Origin of the sequence: Lentisalinibacter orientalis (assembly GCF_040706535.1) — a bacterium.
Classification (GTDB): Bacteria; Pseudomonadota; Gammaproteobacteria; order Steroidobacterales; family Woeseiaceae; genus Lentisalinibacter; species Lentisalinibacter orientalis.
On record NZ_JAPDRJ010000001.1, the window covers coordinates 2,120,025 to 2,138,776 of the forward strand.

Here is an 18,752-nt window from a genome sequence, read left to right on the forward strand (position 1 = left end):
AGCTTGCTAATCTGACCCCGCAGCCTGCCCGCGTCGCACGGCTGCGGGTCAGTTTTATGAGCCGGAGAAGACTTATGCTCGGAAGACTCGCTGGCGCCACGCTGATTCTGCTCCTGGCGTGGTCGGGGACGGCTCAGGCCCTGGGCCTCGGGGACATCAGGCTCGAGTCGGCGCTGAACGAGCCTTTCCGGGCCGAGATCGAACTCCTGTCGGTGACGCCGGAAGAACTCGAGGGCCTCACCGTCCAGCTGGCGGCGACCGACACTTTCCGGCGCTACGGCATCGACCGTCCGCCGTTCCTGAGCGGATTCCGGTTCGATGTCCGGCGGCTGCCGGGCGACCGGGGCGTGGTCCGCATTACCTCCAGCGAGCCGGTCACCGAGCCCTTCGTGACCTTCCTGGCCGAAGCGGTCTGGCCGCGGGGGCGTCTGCTGCGCGAGTACACCGTGCTGCTGGACCCGCCGACCTTCGCGAGCGAGGAGTCGACGGAGCAGGCGGCCCCCGTGCGGGCGCCGGCAGCGCCGGCGCAGCGCAGTGCGGATGCGGGCAGCATCCGCCGTGCACCGGAGCCCCGGCAGACCTCGCCCGGGCTGGATGCCGGCGACACCTACCGGGTGCCGCGCAACGAGACGCTGTGGGGCATCGCCCAGCGTGTGCGGCCGAGCGGCCTGACCATTAACCAGGTCATGGTGGCGTTGTACGAGAACAACCCCGAGGCTTTCGACGGCAACATCAACCGACTGCGTGAGGGCGCCGTCCTGCGCATCCCGTCCGAGGATGCGATGTACGGCATCAACCGCTCCGAGGCGGTGGCCGAGGTCAGCCGGCAGAACCAGGCCTGGCAGGGCGGCGAGTCCGGCAGCCTGCGCCTGGTACCCCCCGACGAGGCGCCGGCGACGGCGGCCGCACCGACGCCGGGCTCGGGCGCCGGGACGAGCGGTACCGCGGCCGGCACCAGTGCGGCGGAGGCCGAGCGGCTGCGCCGGCTCGAGTCGGAGCTGGCCGAGCGCGAGCGCCTGCTCGCCATCAAGGACCAGGAACTCGCCCGGCTGCGCGAGCAGCTGGCGAGCCGTGAAGACGCCGCGGAGACGCCGCCGGCGGCGGCCGGGGACGAAGCAGTTACGGCAGCGCCGGGCGTCGATCTGGAGGCCGAGGGCGAAGCGGCTGCGGATGCGGGCGGCGACGAGATCTTCGCCGAGGACGAGCCCGAGGCCGAGTCCGATCTCGAGGCTGAGCCCGGCACCGGTGCGCAAGCCGACGAGACGGCGGCGGAGGCCGAGCAGCCGGCGGCACGGGAACCGGCCCCCGCCCGCACGACGCCGGCCGTCGTAACGACCGGGCGCGAGGACGAGGGCGGCATCATGGGGCTGCTGGGCGGTCTGCTCGGCAGCATCTGGACCTACGTGGGCCTGGGCGTCGTCGTCATCGCCCTGCTGCTGCTCGTGCTCGCGCGGCGCCGCGGCGGCGAGGTCGAGGACAGCACGGGCACCTGGGAGGCGCTGGACGACGACTTCGAGGACGACGAGGAGCGCGAGGCCACCGAGCGCCTTCGCGCGCTCGCGAGCGACGACGACTCCATCCTGGTGGTGGAGAAAGAGGAAACCTCCGGCACCGGCGCCGCAGCGGCGTTAGCAGGCGCAGGCGCAGGCGCCGCGGCAGCGGCGGCGGGCGCGGCGGCGAGGGCCGACGAGCAGCCGGATACCGGTGCGAGCGGCTCCTATTCGCTGGAGGACACCTTCAGCAGCGAGACCGCGATCAACCTGGATCAGTCCGACCCGCTGGCCGAGGCCGACTTCCACATGGCTTACGGGCTGTACGACCAGGCGGCGGACCTGATGCGAAACGCCATCGCGGCGGACCCGGACCGCACCGATCTGAAGGCCAAGCTGGCCGAGGTGTACTTCGTCTGGGGCAACAAGGACGCATTCGTGGACGCGGCCGAGAACCTGCACGACGCCCTGGGTGGCGCGGCCGGCGAGAAGGACTCCGACTGGGACAAGATCGTGATCATGGGGCAGCAGATCGCGCCGGACCACGAGCTGTTCGCGGGCGCCGCGGCGGCCGGCGGCGGCGACGTCGACCTGTCCTTCGACGAGGAGAGCGGCGTCGGCACGCTGGACGTGGACTTCGGCGCCGACGAGGAAGGCGGTGTCGATCTGGCCTTCGGCGACGAGGACAGCGGCGAGGCCGACCTGGAGGGAACCTCGGGCGGCCTGGATTTCGTGCTCGACGAGACCGGCGAGCGCACCGGCACCAACGAGATGCTGCTGGACCCGGCGGACCTCGCCGAGACGGGTGAGTATGGCCAGTACGAGGCTTCGGACGACAGCCTCGGCGGCGAGGAACCCACCCAGGAATCGCCGACGCTGGAGACTCCGTACGAGGAGGACACCCAGGAGTCGCCCACCCTGGAGACGCCGTTCGAGGAAGAGGACACCCGGGAATCGCCGACGGTGGAGACGCCGGCCGGTGCGGCTGCCGACGCGGACGACGAGGTTACCCAGGAGACCCCGACCATCGAGACCTGGGGCTTGGGAGAGGGCCTGGGCGAGGACGAGACCACCGAGCTGCCGGCAGCCAGCGAGGAAGAGCAGCGCCGCTCCGAGCAGACGGCCGAGATCGACCTGGACGACCTCGGCCTGGATCTGGACGGGCTCGAGGAGTCCGGCGAGCGTTCGGCCACCGTGCTGCAGTTCCAGGAGGACGTCGGCGAGTCCGACGACGACCTGCTGGACCGTACCGGCGAGACCCAGGTGCTGGGCGACGACGACGCGACGATGCTCGCGCCGGGTGCCGCCGGCGCCGACGAGCCCGTGGGCCGCGGCGACCGGGGCGACGAGCCCGGCGACGACGACGCGACCACCCTGGCGCCCGCGGCGGACAGGGACTTCGCCGAGACCGAGGCGCTGGACGAGCGCGACGATGACGACGACACCGGCGCCACGGGCCGCATGCCCCGCCTGGGCGGAGAAGACGTGGACGTCGACCTGGACGATCTGACGGCCGCCATCAGGCAGGGCGACCTCGGCGACCTCGAGACGCCGCGGGACGAGGACGACACCGTCGAGCAGCCCACCTCGACGGATGCCACGGGCCGCTTCAGCAGCGAGGTGTTCGACGACGACGAGCTGGACTCCATCCTCGACCTCGACGTGGGCGAGGACCTCTCCGACGAGGACGATGCACCCACCGAGACGGGCATGCAGGAGACCGGCGAGGGCCGCACCCAGACCGAGGTGGGAACCAAGCTGGACCTGGCGCGGGCCTACGTGGACATGGGCGACCCGGAGGGTGCGCGCAGCATCCTGCAGGAGGTGCTCGAGGAGGGCGACGAGGGCCAGCGCCAGGAGGCCAACCGGCTGCTGGACGCGCTGCCCGACTGAGTGGCCGACCGGGACCGCCCGGCCGACGGCTTGGCCGACCGAGTGGCCATGGGCGTCGAGTACGACGGCACCGCGTTCCAGGGCTGGCAGCGCCAGTCCCACGGCCGCGCCATCCAGAACGCCTTCGAGGCCGCCCTGTCGGCAGTGGCCGACGGGCCCGTGGAGGCGGTGTGCGCCGGGCGTACCGACTCGGGCGTGCACGCCACCGGCCAGGTGATCCACTTCGACCCGCCGGTGCGGCGCCGGCTGCGCAGCTGGCTGCTGGGCACCAACAGCAACCTGCCGGCCGACGTCAGCGTGAGCTGGGCGCATGCCGTCAGCCCCGACTTCCACGCCCGTTACTCGGCCGTGTCGCGCAGCTACCGCTATCTCATACTGAACCGGCCCGTGCGCTCGGCGCTGCACCGCCACCGGGCGTGCTGGGTGCACCAGCCCCTGGACGAGGGGCGCATGGGCGAGGCGGCACGCCATCTCGTCGGCGAGCACGATTTCTCCGCCTTCCGTGCCGCCGGCTGCCAGTCCCGCTCGCCGATGCGCAACGTTACCGCCATCACGGTGTCCCGGCAGGGCGAGTGGGTCGCCATCGACGTGAGCGCGAATGCGTTCCTGCAGCACATGGTCCGCAACATCGCCGGTTTGCTGATCACGGTGGGGCGGGGCGAGCGGGAGCCGGACTGGGCGGCGGAGCTGCTGGCCGGCAGGGACCGCACCGCCGGCGCCTTCGCCGCGCCCGCGGCGGGCCTGACGCTCGTCGCCGTGGATTATCCGCAGGAGTTCGGCCTGCCCGACGGCCGTGATTTCGCGGGCCTGCCGGCAGGGCTGCCGCGGGTCTGACAGGGACAGGACGAGGGGGTATCATCGCCGCATGAGCTGGTTCTCGAAAATCATGCCGTCCCGCATCAGCACCGAGGGACGCACCCGTTCGGTGCCGCGGGGCATCTGGATCAAGTGCCAGGCCTGCGACGCGCAGCTCTACCGCGCCGAGGTGGAGCGCAGCCTGCACGTCTGCCCGAAGTGCGACTACCACATGCGCATCGGCGCGCGGCAGCGGCTGGAGTCGTTCCTGGACAAAGACTCCATCAACGAGCTGGACGCGGGAATACAGCCCCGCGACCCGCTGAAGTTCCGCGACAGCAAGCGCTATCGGGACCGCCTGTCCCAGGCCCAGAAGCAGACCGGCGAGAAGGACGCGCTGGTCACCGTCACCGGGGCGCTGCACAGCCGCCCGGTGGTGTGCTCCGCGTTCGAATTCAGCTTCATGGGCGGCTCCATGGGCTCGGTGGTCGGCGAACGCTTCGCCCGCGCCGCGGAGCATGCGCGCGAGACCAGCATGCCGCTGATCAATTTCTCGGCCAGCGGCGGGGCACGCATGCAGGAGGCGCTGTTCTCGCTCATGCAGATGGCCAAGACCAGCGCCGCGCTGGCGGCACTGGCACGAGCCAGAGTGCCGTTCGTCTCCGTCATGACCGACCCCACCACCGGCGGCGTCTCCGCCAGCCTGGCGATGCTCGGCGACGTCAACATCGCCGAGCCGCGCGCGCTGATCGGTTTCGCCGGCCCGCGGGTCATCGAGCAGACGGTGCGCCAGACGCTGCCGGAGGGCTTCCAGCGCAGCGAGTTCCTGCTCGATCACGGCGCGCTGGACATGATCGTCGACCGGCGGCAGATGCGCGACACCATCGCCGACGTCATCGCCATGCTGGAGCGCCGCCCCTCGCCGCTGCCGGCCTGAGTCTGGTTCGCGCCCGCGTGGACGCTCCCCTCGCAAACGGCAGGGATTTCGAGACCCTCGACGAGTGGCTGGACTGGCAGTCCGGGCTCAGCGCCGCCGAGATCGAGCTCGGCCTGGAGCGCGTGGCTCGCGTGCTCGGCGACATGGGGCTCGCTCGTCCGCCGCTGGTGATCACCGTGGGCGGCACCAACGGCAAGGGCTCGGCCGTGGCCCTGCTGGAGCACCTGGCTCGCCACGCCGGCCGCCGGCCGGGCGTCTACACCTCGCCCCACCTCGTGCGCTACAACGAGCGCATCCGGCTCGACGGCCGCGAGGCGGACGACGACGAGATCATGTCGGCCTTCCGGCGGGTGGAGGCGGCCCGGGGCGAGGTGCCGCTGACCTATTTCGAATACGGCACGCTGGCCGCGCTGGCCGCCTTCGAGACAGCCGGCGCGGACTGCGTGCTGCTGGAGGTGGGCCTCGGCGGGCGGCTGGACGCCACCAACGCCGTGGACGCCGACGGCGTGATCATCACCAGCGTCTCCCTGGATCACGAGGAGTGGCTGGGCAGCGACGTCGAGTCGATCGGCCGGGAGAAGGCGGGCATCATGCGCCACGGTCGCCCCGCCGTCTTCGGCGGCCGGCAGCCGCCGGCCTCGGTGGCGGAGCAGGCCGCGGCGGTCGGCGCCGACCTGCGACTGGCGGACCGGGATTTCCGCGCCGTGACCCCGGACTATGGTCCGGACTATGGCCCGGTCGATGGCCCGGGCAACGGCCGCGGCGCCCGGGGCCGCTGGGACTGGGAAGGGCGCCGCATCACGCTGACCGGGCTGCCTCGGCCCGTCTTCGGCGGACCCGAGCAGATGGAGAATGCCGCCGCGGTGTTCGCGCTGCTGGAGGCGCTCGGTCTGGACGCCTGGCTGCAGCCGGACGCCGTCGCGCGCGCGCTCGAGCTGCCGGGACCCGCGGGGCGCCAGCAACGGCTGCGGATGGGTGCGAACGGTGCGGACTGGTGGCTGGACGTGGCCCACAACGGCGCCGCCGCCCGGGCGCTCGCCGACCGTCTGGCCGCAGAACCGTCTGCCGGCACCACCTTCGCGCTGGTCGGATTGCTGGCGGACAAGGACGCGGCGGAGTTCGCCACGGCCCTGGCCGGCGTCGTCGACGAGTGGCTGGCGGTCCCGCTGGAATCCCCGCGCGGCACCCCGGTGACCGAGCTTGCGGCCACCGTCGCGAACGCGACCGGCCGGCCCTGCCGCATCGAGCCCTCGGTGGCCGCGGCGGTGGCGACGGCGCAGGCGCTGGCCGGCCCGGCCGACCGGGTCGTGGCGGCGGGCTCGTTCTATGTCGTCGGCCCGGCTCTCGAGGCGCTTCGGCTATACTCGCCGCCGGAGCGGGAACAGCAACAACCGCTGCCGCCGGGCGGTCAGACCCGGCAAGCCGGGCCGGAGAAACGGCACTGACGGAACTCGAATGGAAACACGAATAGCAATGCGGATAGAAATGCGGACAGAAATCCGGATGGGGGTATAGCTGCCTGTCGCCATGGATCGATCGACCAAAGAACGCCTGACCGGGGCCATCGTGCTCGTCGCCGTCGCCTGGCTCGTCATCCCGGTGTTCCTCGACGGCCCGGAAGAGGAGACCGGGACGGTCCGCCAGAGCGTGGACCTGCCGGGACAGGAGGGCCAGCCGACCCGCACCCGCCGCATCGTGCTCGATCCCCGGTCGGAGACCGTGCGCGGCGAGCAGGCCGGCGAGAAGATCACCGACCCGCCGCCGGCGACGCGAAGGCTGCCGGCGCCCGCGAGCGGCAGCGCAACGGAGGAGGCACCGGACGATGCGGTCGCAGCGGCCGAGGGAGCATCGTCGGCTGACGGCAAGGCGGACAGCCAGGCGGACCCCGAGCCCCCCCGTGCCGCTCAGGCGGACGCGCCCGATCCGGCCTCGCAGGCCGCCCGTGAACCCGAACCGGAGCCGGAACCCGAGCCGGAGACCAGGCCCGCCGCCGCGCCGGCGCAGCAGCAATCGTCCGCCGCGGCGGAGTCGCTGTGGGCGGTGCAGCTCGGCAGCTTCTCCAACGAGGAGAACGCGGAGGGCCTGGCGGCCGATCTGCGCGACCAGGGGTTCCCGGCCTTCCTCAGCCGGGTGCAGAGCGGCGGACGCACGCTGCATCGGGTGCGCGTCGGGCCGCAGGGCAGCCGCGACGAGGCGGAGAAAGTCGCCGCGGCGCTCGCGAAGGCAGGGCAGCAGGGGCAGGTGGTCACCCATCCGTGATGACGATTGTGAGTACGATCGTGATGAGGATTGTCAGTACGATCGTGATGAGGATCGTCTGTACGATCGTGATGATGATTGTGACTACAATCGTGAGGACCATTGTGAGTCTGATAAACTGACCGCCCTCCGGCACAGCGCCGTCTCCGTGCCCTACTGACGATACTGAGCGAACACACGCCATGGTCCCGGTCGCAGATATCGCCATCGCCGTGCTGGTCCTGATCTCGATGATCGTCGGGGCCTGGCGCGGGTTCTTCAAGGAGGCCGTCTCCGTCATCTCCCTGGTGGTCGCCATCTGGCTCGCCTTCCAGCTCGCCCCCCTCGGCGCGAGCGTCGTGGATACGGTGGCCGGCGACTGGATCGGTTCCGACGGGCTGCAGGCCTGGATCGGACGCGGCCTGATCTTCGTGGCGGTGCTGCTCATCGGCGGCCTCGTCGGCTGGCTGATCTCAATGGTCGTGGAGGCGAGCGGCCTGAGCGGCACGGACCGGTTCCTCGGCCTCGGCTTCGGCTTCGGCCGCGGTGCGCTGCTGGCCGGCGTGCTGGCGCTCGCCGGCGGCTATCTCGGCTTCTCCCAGGACCAGTGGTGGCAGGAGTCGCGCCTGATGCCCTACGCCGAGCGCATCGGCAACGGCATCCGCATACTGGCGCCGCGGGCGCTGGAGGCGATAGACGGCATCGACGACATGGGCGGCGCGGACGGCGACTCCCTGGAGGGGCCCGCCGGCGATGCGACCCGCCTCTGAATCGCCCGGGAGGATCTCATGTGCGGCGTAGTCGGCATTGCGGGTACCAGCCCGGTCAACCAGGCCATCTATGACGCGCTGACCGTGCTGCAGCACCGGGGTCAGGATGCCGCCGGCATCGTCACCTGGGACGGCCACCGCCTGCATTCCCGCAAGAGCAACGGCCTGGTCCGGGACGTCTTCCATCAGCGCCACATGCTGCGTCTGAAAGGCAACATCGGCATCGGCCACGTGCGCTACCCCACGGCCGGCTGCTCCAGTTCGTCCGAGGCCCAGCCGTTCTACGTGAACTCCCCCTACGGCATCTGCCTGGGGCACAACGGCAACCTGACCAACGCCGCCGAACTCTCGGAGCTGCTGCGCCGCGAAGACCGGCGGCACCTGAACACCGGCTCCGACTCGGAGGTGCTGCTGAACGTATTCGCCCACGAACTGCAGCAGCGGGCGGGCGGCGAACTCACGCCGGACGTCGTCTTCGACTCCGTCGCCGCCGTGCACGAGCGCTGCCGCGGCGGTTATGCGGTCACCGCACTCATCATCGGCCAGGGCATGCTCGCCTTCCGCGACCCCTACGGCATCCGCCCGCTGGTACTGGGCAGCCGCCGCACGCCGGCCGGCACCGAGTACATGGTGGCCTCGGAGAGCGTGGCGCTGGACGCGCTCGGCTTCCGCCTGGTGCGCGACATCCTGCCGGGCGAGGCGATATTCGTGGATACGGCGGGCGAGCTGCACATGCGCGCCTGCGCCGAGCAGCGCGCCTACGCGCCCTGCATCTTCGAGTTCGTCTATTTCGCCCGGCCGGACACCATCATCGACCGGCTGAGCGTGTACAAGACCCGGCTGCGCATGGGCGAGACGCTGGCCGACCAGATCCTGGCCGCCCGGCCGGACCACGACATCGACGTGGTGATCCCCATCCCGGATACGAGCCGCACGGCGGCGGTGCAGGTGGCCCATCGACTGGGCGTGAAGTACCGGGAGGGCTTCATCAAGAACCGCTACATCGGCCGCACCTTCATCATGCCGGGCCAGGCCATGCGCGAGCGCTCCGTGCGGCGCAAGCTGAACGCCATCGATCTCGAGTTCCGCGGCAAGAACGTGCTGCTGGTGGACGACTCCATCGTGCGCGGCACCACCTCCCAGCAGATCATCCGCATGGCGCGGGAGGCCGGCGCGCGCAAGGTCTATTTCGCCTCGGCGGCGCCGCCGGTGCGTTACCCGAACGTCTACGGCATCGACATGCCGGCGGCGAGCGAGCTCGTGGCCCACGGCCGCTCCGAGGCCGAGGTGGAGAAGCTGATCGGCGCCGACTGGCTGATCTATCAGGGCCTGGAGGACCTGGTGCGGGCGGTACAGCACGACGACGCCGAGATCAACGAGTTCGACACCTCCTGCTTTTCCGGCAAGTACGTCACCGGCGACGTCACCGAGGATTATCTGCGCCAGCTCGAGAGCGCCCGTTCCGACGAGGCAAAGCAGCTCTTCCTGGGGCTGGGCGGCCATGGTGGCGACGAGGGCGGCGCCGGGCAGGCGGCCGACGAGGGCACGGAAGACAGCGACGCGACCATGAGCGCGGTCTAGGGCGCGGCGGCCCGTATGGACCACAGACCATAGACCTGGCCGCAGCGGCGGGAGAGCTCCGGGATGAGCCACAGATTCATGATCATCGACGCTCATCCGGAATTCCGGACACTGCTGATGCATCACATCACCACGGTCTGGCGCGACGCGGTGATCACCGAGTACGACCCCCACGTCTCCGGCGCGCTCGCCGACACCTTCGGCGGCGCCGATCACGACGTCGTCCTGATCGGCCACCGGCTGGGCAGCATGGACGGGCTGCAGGCGCTGCGCCGCTACTGCGCGCGCCCCTCGTTCCCGCCGACCATCTTCTTCACGTCCAGCCGGGATCCGGCCGACGGCGCCCGGGCGCTGCAGTACGGCGCCCAGAGCTTCTTCCACAAATCCGATGTCGGCCATGCGGCCCTCATCGCCGCGCTGCGCCGGGCGCTCGGCTCGCGCCGCAGCCTCGCCTCCACCGACAGCCTGTTCTTCGGCGAGAGCGGCGAGGACGGCAAGGGGGGCAAGGGCGGCAGCGCGCGGGGCTACCGGCTGCGGCGCAAGATCGCCTCCGGTGACGGCTCGGCCGTATACCTCACCGAGCACGAGGCCAGCGGCCGGGAGGTGGTGCTGAAGATCCTGCGCGAGGTCCCGGACTCCAGCGACGAAGACGAGGACGCGCTGACCCGCTTCCTGCAGGAGGCCGAGGTCATCGCCGAGCTGGACAACCCGAACATCGTGCGCATCCACGATCTGGGCATCGGCGACGATCACGCCTACATCGCCATGGAGTATTTTCCGGCCGGCGACCTGCGCACCCGCATACGCGCCGGCATGGCGCCCGACGAGGCGCTCGACGTCGCGCGCCAGATCGCCGGCGCCCTGAAGTCCATCCACGCCGTCGGCATCCTCCACCGCGACCTGAAGCCCGGCAACATCATGCTGCGCGAGGACGGCAGCATCGCGCTCATCGATTTCGGGCTGGCCAAGCGGCTGCGGCTGCGGGCGGAAATCACCGGCACCGGCGAGATCTTCGGCACCCCGTACTACATGAGCCCGGAGCAGGGTCACGGCCGCGACACCGACGAGCGCTCGGACCTCTACAGCCTCGGCGTCATCCTGCACGAGATGCTGACCGGCGAGAAACCGTACACCGCCGACTCCGCCATGGGCATCATCTACAAGCACGGCCATGCGGACATCCCGCGGCTGCCGGCGGAAACCGCCGCCCTGCAGCCGCTGGTGGACGGCCTGCTGGCCAAAGACCCGGCGGATCGCTTCCAGTGCGCGGACGAGGTGCTGGCGTGGCAGGCATGAAGCCGGGCGGATTGGATAGCGCGCGGGATCAAGCGCGGCACAACGCGCCCGCGAACGAGCCCGTGGCCGTCCCGCAGGCGATACGCGAGTTCCTGGGCGCCGCCACGCCGGCGGCCTGGGTGGATGCCGCGGCGGCGGAGCCGGGCCTGATCCTGATGGATCACGCCAACTGCGAGCTGAAGGCGGCTTCCACCGCCATGAACCTCATCTACCGCTACCCCGAGCGCACCGACATCGGCTGGCAGATGTCCCGGCTGGCCCGGGAGGAACTCCGTCACTACGAGCAGGTGCAGCGGCTGATGAAGCGGCTCGGTGTTACACCTCGGCCGCTGAGCGCCTCGCGCTACGCCGCCGGCCTGCGCGACGCCGCCCGCCGCCGCGATCCCGGCCGACTCACCGACCTGCTGCTCATCGGTGCCCTCATCGAGGCCCGCTCCTGCGAGCGCTTCGCGCTGCTGGCGCCGCGGCTGGAAGGGCGCATGGCGGCGCTCTACGCCGGTCTGCTGGCCTCCGAGGCACGCCACTTCGAGAACTACCTGGCACTGGCCGGGACGGGGGAAGAGACGGACGGCGTCGAGGCGCGCCTGACCGACCTGCGCGTCGTGGAGAACGAACTGGCCACATCCCCGGACACCGAACTCCGTTTCCACAGCGGCCCACCCCCGCCGACCACGTAGGAGGGCCTTCAGGCCCGATTCCTTCTTTCCTGGCCGCCCTGCGGGGGTATCCATCTTGCTCCCGACAAAAGGTCGCGGCGATGGATACCCCCGCATGACGGCCGTGCTCGCGGCGGCGTGGAGGCGCTGCCCGTCAGCTACGCTTTCTGACTGGTGCCACACTTCACGGCTACGGGCCCGCCATCGGCTGGGGCGGACTGCGGGGGTCGTCCGGACCGACTGGAGCCATGACGGCTGGAAGGAGGTCTGGCCGAAGCGAGCGAGGACAGGACGTCCGAGTGAGCGTCCACCGCAGTCCGCCCCAGCCGATGGCGGGCCAACGCCGATAGAAAGCGGCCTCCGGGCTGGCAGGATCGGGCCTGAAGGCCCTCCTACAGGACTTTCCAGCGGTAGTCGGGGCCTTCGGGGGTCCAGTGCAGCATGGTGCCCTGCTCGTACCAGTCGCCGAGGACGATGCGGGTGGCGGGGGTGCCGTCCAGGTCCAGTTCGTGCACTGCCGGGCGGTGGGTGTGGCCGTGGACGAGCGTGGTCACACCGACCTCGCGCAGGGCGGCGGCGACGGCGTCGGCGTTCACGTCCATGATGTCCTCGGCCTTGTCGACCATGGCCGCGCGGCTCTCCTCGCGGGCCTGGCCGGCCAGCGCCCGTCGTTGTTCCACCGACATCGACAGCACCTGCTGCTGCCAGGCCGGGTCACGGGACTGGCGGCGAAAGGCCTGGTACTCGACGTCGTCGGTGCAATACGCGTCGCCGTGACTGAGCAGCACCGGCGTGCCGTACAGGTCGTGGACCACCGGATCGTCGAGCAGCGTGAAGCCCGTGCGCTCCGCGAACGTATCGCCGATCAGGAAGTCCCGGTTGCCGTGCATGAAGTAGCCGGCGACGCCGGCGTCGGTGAGCCGGCGCATGGCCGCCTGCACCTCCCGGTTGTGCTCGTCGGGATCGTCGTCGCCGATCCAGGCCTCGAACAAATCGCCCAGGATATAGAGCGCCTCCGCCTCCGCCGCCTCGGTCTCCAGAAAGCGGAAGAAGCGCTCGGTGATGTCGGGCCGGGCGGCCTGCAGGTGCAGGTCGGAGATGAACAGCTTCGTCATCGGATCGCGTGCGCGGCTATTCCGGCGGCGTGTAGCCGGAGGGGTGATAGATCATGTCCTCGATGATTACGGGCATGGTCGGTACGTCGGCCGGGAACGGACCGCCGGCGCCGGTGGGCAGCGTGGCGATGGCGTCCACCACGTCCATGCCGTGGATCACCGAGCCGAACACGGCATAGCCCCAGCGCTCCGGCTGCGGATCCAGCTTCGGCCCGTTGTCCACCAGGTTGATGAAGAACTGCGTATTGGCGGAGTGGGGGTTGCTGGTGCGGGCCATGGCAACGGTGCCCCGCTCGTTGCTCAGGCCGTTGCCGGACTCGTTCGGGATGCTGTCGTCGGGCTCCTTCAGCTCGTACTTCGGCGTGAAGCCGCCGCCCTGGATCACGAAACCCGGCACGATGCGGTGGAAGACCAGGCCGTCGTAGAAGTCGGACTCCACGAGCGACAGGAAGTGGGCGACGGTCAGTGGCGCGCGCTTGCCGTTCAGTTCCAGCACGAACGTGCCTTCGGTGGTGCGCACCTCCACCTGCGGGAAGGAGGGCGCGTCGGCGGCGCAGGCCGCGCCGCCGGCCAGCGCCATGCCGGCGGCCAGGGCCGCCAGGGCCGCACGGGTCGCTCTGATCGGTCTCATTACAGTGGTCGCACTCATCGGGTTCCTCGTTCTCCGTTCGATGGCAGCTCGGGACGGCCGCGCCGGGCCGTCGTCAGTCGTCAGTCGTCGGCAGCCTCGGCGGCCGCCAGCGTGTTGTAGATCAGCATGGCCACGGTCATCGGGCCGACGCCGCCGGGCACGGGCGTGATCCAGGCGGCGCGCTCCCTGGCGGCGTCGAACTGGACGTCGCCCACCAGCCTGCCGTCCTGCTGGCGGTTGATGCCCACGTCGATCACGATCGAACCCTCGGGCACCCAGTCGCCCGGAATCAGGCCCGGCTTGCCGACGGCGACCACCAGGATCTCGGCCCGCTCCACGTGCTCGCGCAGGTGGCGGGTGAAGCGGTGGCAGACCGTGGTGGTGGAGCCCATCAGCAGGAATTCGAGCGCCAGCGGCCGGCCCACGTGGTTCGAGGCACCGACTATCACCACGTGCTTGCCCTTCGGATCCACGCCGATGCGACCCAGCAGCGTCACGATGCCGAAGGGCGTGCACGGGCGCAGCGTCGGGATGCGCTGGGCGAGCCTGCCGACGGTATACGGATGGAAGCCGTCCACGTCCTTGGCGGGGTCGATGCGCTCGATCACCTTCACCGCGTCGATCTGATGGGGCAGGGGCAGCTGCACCAGGATGCCGTGCACGCTCTCGTCCGCGTTCAGCTCGTCGATCAGTTCCAGCAGCGCCGCCTCGGTGGTCGTCGAGGGCAGATCGAAGTCCACCGAGCGCATGCCGGCGGCGTCGCAGGCCCTGCGCTTGTTGCGCACGTAGATCTGGGAGGCGGCGTCGTGGCCCACCAGGATCATCGCCAGCGACGGCTGGGGCTTGCCCCCGGCCATCCGCTTCTCGACCCGCTGGCGGACCTCCTCGCGGATCTCCTCCGCGATCCCCTTGCCGTCGATTATCTTCGCCGTCATGGCGCGCAGTTTACCCGCTAATTTCCGTGACGGTTAACTCAATTCGGCGTGGGGCCGGCCGTCTCCGGAATTGGTTTCCGCTGCCGGGGTGGCGTATTATCGGCGCCCCGGCGGGGCATGGCGCAGTCTGGTAGCGCATCTGCTTTGGGAGCAGAGGGTCGGCGGTTCGAATCCGTCTGCCCCGACCAAGTGATCGTGGTTCGGAGAATGTCTATCGAGTAAACGACGCGCCCGTAGCTCAATCGGATAGAGCATCGGCCTTTGAGTGAGGAGCCTGCAGCGGGAAACGGAACCGCTGCAGTGGACCGCACCGTAACGGGGAAACCTTAACAGGTAGTGCTGATGGCAATCCCGTGGAAACCTGCATAGTTCAGCCCCTGGACGTCGCGGGGCTCCGTAGAGACTATACGTGCGGCGCCTGAGACGGCGAAGAGATAGTCCAGACCACAAACCCGCGTTGCGGGGCCGCGAAAGCGGTAGCTGGTAAGCTAAGCCGAGGGTTGCAGGTTCGAGTCCTGCCGGGCGCGCCAAGTCGGAAATTACGGGTTATAATGCCCGGCTGGAACAATGGTGGACGTAGCTCAGTTGGTAGAGCCCCGGGTTGTGATCCCGGTCGTCGTGGGTTCGAGTCCCATCGTCCACCCCAGTTCTTTCAAGCGCTCTAATCGGAAGGGCCGTTAGCTCAATTGGCAGAGCAGTGGACTCTTAATCCATTGGTTGTAGGTTCGATTCCTACACGGCCCACCATTTTCCCGCTTCCGCTCATGTGGGAGGGCCTTCAGGCCCGACCCGCATTTTGCTAGGTGAAGCACATTTCTTTCTGCGTTGGCCCGCCATCGACTGGGGCGGACTGCGGCGGACGCTCGCTCGGACGTCCTGTCCTCCCTCGCTTCGGCCAGACCTCCTTCCCGCCGTCATGGCTCCAGTCGGTCCGGACGACCCCCGCACTCCGCCCCAGCCGCTGACGGGCCCGTAGCCGAGCGTGTTGCGCCATCAGCAGACGCTGCTGACCGGCAGTTCCTGCACGCCACCGCGAGGCGGCCGTCATGCGGGGGTATCCATCGCCGCGACCTTTTGTCGGGAGCAAGATGGATAGCCCCGCAGGGCGGCCATAATAGAAGGGGATAGGGCAGGAAGAGATCGGGCCTGAAGGCCCTCCCACAGCGGGATCGGGCCTGAAGGCCCTCCTACGGTTTTGGCATCAGCCAGGGTTCGTTGTGGATGCGCAGCGTCGCCTCCATGCGGTTCTGCACGTTCAGCTTGGTCAGGATCGAGGAGACGTGGTGTTCGACGGTGCGCTTCGAGCGCGAGAGCTGCTCCGAGATCTCGGCGTTGCTCGCCCCCTGCACCATCAGCGCCAGGATGTCCTGCTCCCGGCGAGTGAGGCCCAGCGGATGGTTGCGCGCGGCCTTGTAGGGTCCGCGGCGGGTGCGCGGCAGCCGGTTGGCAACGCCCAGGACCTTCGCTACCCGGCTGGTCTTCTCCAGCGCCGCGGCTGCCTCGATGCGGCGGAAGATCTTCGCGGCGCTGGCGAGCGCCTCGGCGGCTCCGTCGCCCTGCACCTGTAGCCAGGCCAGGCCGGCGGAGTAGGGGGCGCCGAGAGCGAGCCACTGCTTCGCCGCGCCGGCCGGGTCGCCTGCGATCTCGGCGGCGTAGGGCGCCGGCGAGTCGGCGGTGAAGGCCTCCGGCGCCTCCATGCCCTCGATGCCCAGGCGGCGCGCCCAGGCCGCCGCGTCGCCCGCGCTCCACTGGTTCATGCGCTCTGCGCCCATCGACCACAGTGCCTCCAGGTGCGGTATCGCCGCTTCCGGGTCGTCGCGCAGCCAGGCCGCCTCCACGAAACCGAGACGCACCGGGATCATGTACTGGAGCTCGTCGGTGGCAATGGCGTCCTGCATCGCCCGGTCCAGCAACTCGTCGGCGTCCGGCTCGCCCAGGCGCAGGCGGGCGCGGGCGAGGACGATCAGCGCCGGCAGGCGCATCAGCAGCGTCAGCCGGTCGAGGTTCTGCACGCCCTCGGCGATGGTCTCCGCATCCCTGAGCCGCCCCTGCTCGAGGCGCAGCTGGGCCTGGCGTCCGACCAGGTAGTGGGTCCAGGCGTCGAGGTCGTGCTGGGTATCGAAGGCAATGCCCTCGGAGATGATCCGCTCGGCCAGGGTGAAGTCCCGGAAGTCGACGCCGTATTCGGCCAGGTTGGTGTAAACCCGCGCGGCATGCTCGTGCAGGCCGTGGCGCGAGGCCAGCGCCAGGCTCTCCTCCAGCTGGGAAATGCCTTCCTTGTTGCCGCGGAACGCCCGGGCGGTGCCCACGTTGTTCAACGCGTGCACCTTCACCTCCACCGCGTCCAGCTCGTCCGCCAGTTCGATGGCACGTTCGCCCCAGCGGACGGCCTCGTCCATGCGGTCGTTCAGCATGTGCAGCTGGGAGCGCAGGCTGTAGGCCATGGCCCGCTCGGCGGACGGCGGCGCGCTCTCCAGCACGCGGATGGCCTCGTCGGCGAAGCGGTCCGCCTCGCCGGCTTCGCCACGGTACCAGTGCATGCGGGAGAGCCAGCGCAGGTTTTCGCCCACCTTGTCCATGCGCTCCAGCGCCCGCCACAGGGTGATGGCGTAACGGCGCGCCTCGATCACGTCGTCGTCGATGCCGAGCGCGAGCCCCGCCTCGTAGGCCCAGCTCTCGTACAGGGTGGCGGCCAGCTGCGGCGTGGCCTCGTCCACGAAGCGCAGCGCGGTGGCGAGGTGCGCGGCGGCTTCCCGGTGCCCGCCTACCTGCGCCGCCACTTCCGCCGCCCTTGGCGCGAACTCCAGCACCTTCGCCGCATCCAGCGCGCCTGCGGCATGGAAAACCAGCTGATCCAGGCTCGGCGGTACCGGTAAAGCCAGGTAGGCGGCCAGGATGCGCCCGTGCGCCGCTTTCTGCCGGCTCGCGGACAGCCGTTCGAGCGTGGCGAGCCGGGCCAGCTCGTGGCGGAAGTGCAGACCGTCGGCTTCCCCGTGCACCAGCAGATTGCGGCCGACGGCGGCCATGGCGAGGGTCTCGCCGGCCTCCCCGAACAGCGGCTCCAGCAGCGCCGCCGGGATGCCGCCGGGGATGAGGCTGACGGTCTCCAGGAATTCCCGTTCCGCCGGCGCCAGTCGATTCAGCCGGGCATTGACGGCGTCGCGCACCGAGGCAGGAATGGCCCGTTCGCCGGGGCTCCCGTAGGCGAGCAGCTCGGAGACGAAGAACGGATTGCCTTCCGTGATCTCGTAGAGCTCGTCGGCGCTGTAGCCGGAGTCAGCGCACAGCTGGCCGACGCCCGCCGGCGTCAGCGGCTGCAGGTCTATGCGCCACGTGAACGAGGGCGGCAGCTCGCCGAGCACGTGGGTGAGCGGATGGTCGTGGTCGATCTCGTCGTTGCGATAGGTGACCACCAGCAGGGTGCGCATCATCGCCACGCGGCGGCCGAGGAACTTCAGGAAGTCGAGCGTGGCGTGGTCCGCCCAGTGGACGTCTTCCATGATGAGCACGGTGGTGGCGGGGTTTCGCTCCAGCTCTTCGACCACGGCCTGGAACAGCTGGATGGGCGGCGCGCCCTCGTCGAGCAGCTCGCGTATGCGGGAGCCGAGGCCGAGCGCCATGTCGTGCACCGGTCCCAGCGGGCGGGGCGTGAACAGGGAGTCGCAGCCGCCCCACACCACGTTGCTGTCCGGCTCGAGCCGCCGGCGCAGCTCCTCGGTGAGCGTGGTCTTGCCGATGCCCGCCTCGCCGCCCACCAGCGCGATGGCGCCCTGGCCGCCGTCGGCGCGCTCCCTGAGCGCCAGTAGTGTCGACAGCGGCTCTTCCCGCTCTATCAGCAAACGAAGTTCCCCAACGCCGGGCCCGGAAAGGTCCGACAGTCCAGATCATCCCAAATATAGGTATCCAAGTATCCGAAATTTGGGTACAGGATGGCAAAAAAACAGGGGTGCCCACGCAGGTCATCACGGCGGCGATGTGCTGGAATTGAGACACTCATGCAATGCTCCGCCACACAATCCATCCTGGCCCGGAGGGCAGACCGCCTCATGCATATCCGGCCTGCATTCAGGGCGCTCATCTTCCTCTTCCTGATGTTGTTGCTGAGCGTCGGTCTCGCCTGACCCCGCCCCAGGTAGGAGGGCCTTCAGGCCCGATCCTGCCAGCCTCGACCCCACGTTCTATCGACGTTGGCCCGCCATCGGGCGGACAAGGGTCGCGGGGACGCTCAGTCGGACGTCCTGTCCTCCCTCGCTTCGGCCAGGCCTCCTTCCCGCCGTCTTGGCTCCAGTCGGCCCGGACGACCCCGCCACCCTTGTCCGCCCGCTGACGGGCCCGCGGCCGAGAGGCACGGCACCAGTCAGCGGGCGTTGCTGACTGGCAGCGCCTTCACGCCACCGCGAGGCGGCCGTCATGCG

At 70.0% G+C, this 18,752-nt stretch carries 13 protein-coding genes and 3 tRNA genes; 12 read left to right on the top strand and 4 right to left on the bottom strand.

The window, feature by feature from the left end:
- Positions 1 to 74 precede the first annotated feature (74 nt).
- From ACJMK0_RS09365 to miaE, 9 genes are all read left to right on the top strand, one after another.
- Positions 75 to 3,383: a FimV/HubP family polar landmark protein gene (locus ACJMK0_RS09365; RefSeq protein ID WP_405237669.1), complete on the top strand. Its 3,309-nt coding sequence runs from the start codon at positions 75 to 77 to the stop codon at positions 3,381 to 3,383.
- A 48-nt stretch (positions 3,384 to 3,431) separates the two neighbouring features.
- On the top strand, positions 3,432 to 4,217 hold the full coding sequence (truA, locus tag ACJMK0_RS09370; RefSeq protein WP_405237940.1) for a tRNA pseudouridine(38-40) synthase TruA: 786 nt from the start codon (positions 3,432 to 3,434) through the stop codon (positions 4,215 to 4,217).
- A gap of 31 nt (positions 4,218 to 4,248) precedes the next feature.
- Entirely contained in the window at positions 4,249 to 5,115 is an 867-nt protein-coding gene (gene accD, locus ACJMK0_RS09375; protein WP_405237671.1) for an acetyl-CoA carboxylase, carboxyltransferase subunit beta, read from the top strand.
- A gap of 17 nt (positions 5,116 to 5,132) precedes the next feature.
- The gene (locus ACJMK0_RS09380) at positions 5,133 to 6,560 is read left to right on the top strand and encodes a bifunctional folylpolyglutamate synthase/dihydrofolate synthase (RefSeq protein WP_405237673.1); all 1,428 of its coding nucleotides are present in this window, start codon (positions 5,133 to 5,135) and stop codon (positions 6,558 to 6,560) included.
- Positions 6,561 to 6,642: 82 nt separating this feature from the next.
- Entirely contained in the window at positions 6,643 to 7,374 is a 732-nt protein-coding gene (locus ACJMK0_RS09385; protein WP_405237675.1) for an SPOR domain-containing protein, read from the top strand.
- A gap of 182 nt (positions 7,375 to 7,556) precedes the next feature.
- The gene (locus ACJMK0_RS09390; RefSeq protein WP_405237677.1) at positions 7,557 to 8,123 is read left to right on the top strand and encodes a CvpA family protein; all 567 of its coding nucleotides are present in this window, start codon (positions 7,557 to 7,559) and stop codon (positions 8,121 to 8,123) included.
- 18 nt (positions 8,124 to 8,141) lie between these two features.
- Positions 8,142 to 9,704 carry an amidophosphoribosyltransferase gene (gene purF / locus ACJMK0_RS09395; protein ID WP_405237679.1) on the top strand — a complete coding sequence of 521 codons (1,563 nt, stop codon included), beginning with the start codon at positions 8,142 to 8,144 and terminating at the stop codon, positions 9,702 to 9,704.
- 63 nt (positions 9,705 to 9,767) lie between these two features.
- Entirely contained in the window at positions 9,768 to 11,000 is a 1,233-nt protein-coding gene (locus ACJMK0_RS09400) for a serine/threonine-protein kinase (protein WP_405237681.1), read from the top strand.
- On the top strand, positions 10,988 to 11,677 hold the full coding sequence (gene miaE / locus ACJMK0_RS09405) for a tRNA-(ms[2]io[6]A)-hydroxylase (RefSeq protein WP_405237682.1): 690 nt from the start codon (positions 10,988 to 10,990) through the stop codon (positions 11,675 to 11,677). Before ACJMK0_RS09400 ends, miaE begins: the two co-directional genes overlap by 13 nt.
- Positions 11,678 to 12,048: 371 nt before the next feature.
- Here the strand turns inward: miaE and ACJMK0_RS09410 are convergent, their stop codons facing one another.
- The 3 genes from ACJMK0_RS09410 to folD all read right to left on the bottom strand — a co-directional run bounded on the left by ACJMK0_RS09410 (position 12,049) and on the right by folD (position 14,337).
- Complete coding sequence (locus ACJMK0_RS09410) at positions 12,049 to 12,771, bottom strand: UDP-2,3-diacylglucosamine diphosphatase (RefSeq protein ID WP_405237684.1); 723 nt, start codon at positions 12,769 to 12,771, stop codon at positions 12,049 to 12,051.
- 16 nt (positions 12,772 to 12,787) lie between these two features.
- On the bottom strand, positions 12,788 to 13,402 hold the full coding sequence (locus ACJMK0_RS09415) for a peptidylprolyl isomerase (RefSeq protein ID WP_405237686.1): 615 nt from the start codon (positions 13,400 to 13,402) through the stop codon (positions 12,788 to 12,790).
- Positions 13,403 to 13,482: 80 nt separating this feature from the next.
- A complete protein-coding gene (gene folD / locus ACJMK0_RS09420) occupies positions 13,483 to 14,337 on the bottom strand; it encodes a bifunctional methylenetetrahydrofolate dehydrogenase/methenyltetrahydrofolate cyclohydrolase FolD (protein ID WP_405237688.1) in 855 nt (284 codons plus the stop codon).
- Positions 14,338 to 14,448: 111 nt separating this feature from the next.
- Here folD and ACJMK0_RS09425 point away from each other — a divergent pair.
- The 3 genes from ACJMK0_RS09425 (at position 14,449) to ACJMK0_RS09435 (ending at position 15,084) form a co-directional block, all read left to right on the top strand.
- Positions 14,449 to 14,525, top strand: a tRNA-Pro gene (locus ACJMK0_RS09425).
- Between the two features lie 382 nt (positions 14,526 to 14,907).
- Positions 14,908 to 14,983 (top strand) — tRNA-His (locus ACJMK0_RS09430).
- 25 nt (positions 14,984 to 15,008) lie between these two features.
- A tRNA-Lys gene (locus ACJMK0_RS09435) sits at positions 15,009 to 15,084 on the top strand.
- Between the two features lie 440 nt (positions 15,085 to 15,524).
- Here ACJMK0_RS09435 and ACJMK0_RS09440 read toward each other — a convergent pair.
- Positions 15,525 to 18,176 (bottom strand): helix-turn-helix transcriptional regulator, encoded by a 2,652-nt coding sequence (locus ACJMK0_RS09440; protein ID WP_405237690.1) that lies wholly within the window; start codon positions 18,174 to 18,176, stop codon positions 15,525 to 15,527.
- Positions 18,177 to 18,752 lie beyond the last annotated feature (576 nt).